This is a genomic window from Sphaerospermopsis reniformis, from assembly GCF_005402885.1.
In the GTDB taxonomy this organism is placed as follows: Bacteria; Cyanobacteriota; Cyanobacteriia; order Cyanobacteriales; family Nostocaceae; genus Sphaerospermopsis; species Sphaerospermopsis kisseleviana.
This window is the reverse complement of the sequence record NZ_BJCE01000530.1, coordinates 1-721: the sequence shown is the minus strand read 5'-3', so window position 1 is coordinate 721 and position 721 is coordinate 1. Positions and strand designations below refer to the sequence as shown.

The 721-nt window shown below is 38.3% G+C and carries 1 protein-coding gene; it reads right to left on the bottom strand.

What is annotated here, in order from left to right; all coding sequences use genetic code 11:
* Window positions 1-628: transposase (locus FFR48_RS28220; RefSeq protein WP_137669611.1), on the bottom strand; the 628-nt coding region annotated here is incomplete at its 3' end.
* Window positions 629-721 lie beyond the last annotated feature (93 nt).

Below are 721 nucleotides of genomic sequence, written 5' to 3'. Positions count from 1 at the left end.
ATACTAAGTAAGTAATGGGAATCAAATTAGCCATTAACTTGAATAGCTCATTAATCATCTTCTTAATTCTTAGTAATTCAGATGTGAAAACCACCTCTTTTTTGTTTTTATTCTTACTCCCTTTTGGTCGTCCTCTTCCCCGTTTTTCTTGAGATTTTATTTCTGAGTTTGGTGAGCCACTACTTTTTTCTATATCACTTTTTATCACCTGTTCTATCTGAATCGGATATGAGTGCCTTTGTTTGACACTTACTAACGATAATGTAAAGAAAGATAACCCCGATATCGGTTTACTCATTAGACTGGAAAAGAACCTATCTAATCCATGTGTTTTTTTCCCAGCTTTGCTTATTACTACCTCATCTCCAGCCAACAAATAAACATCATTTGGACAAAACAAATGCCGACGAAAAAATACCCAGAATACTGTTGCCCAGGGTATGACTGTCGCAAAGAATCTCATCACTGTCCGATAACTACCACCAGTTCCTGCCCAACGCGATATTCCCAACATTGTCACTCGTCCGCTCATTGCTAACATCGCCATGATGATCCGGCTCAACTGACCTATTGTTGTCACTTTTATTTCTGGTAGGAGGCATTGCAAGAGTGTTAAGATATCAAACATGGGCTGTGTGTGGCTTTCGAGTTATCGTTGTGGAAGACTATAACTCTACTACATCAGCCCTCTTTTTATACTCTTTTTTTGGCTAAGGTATTG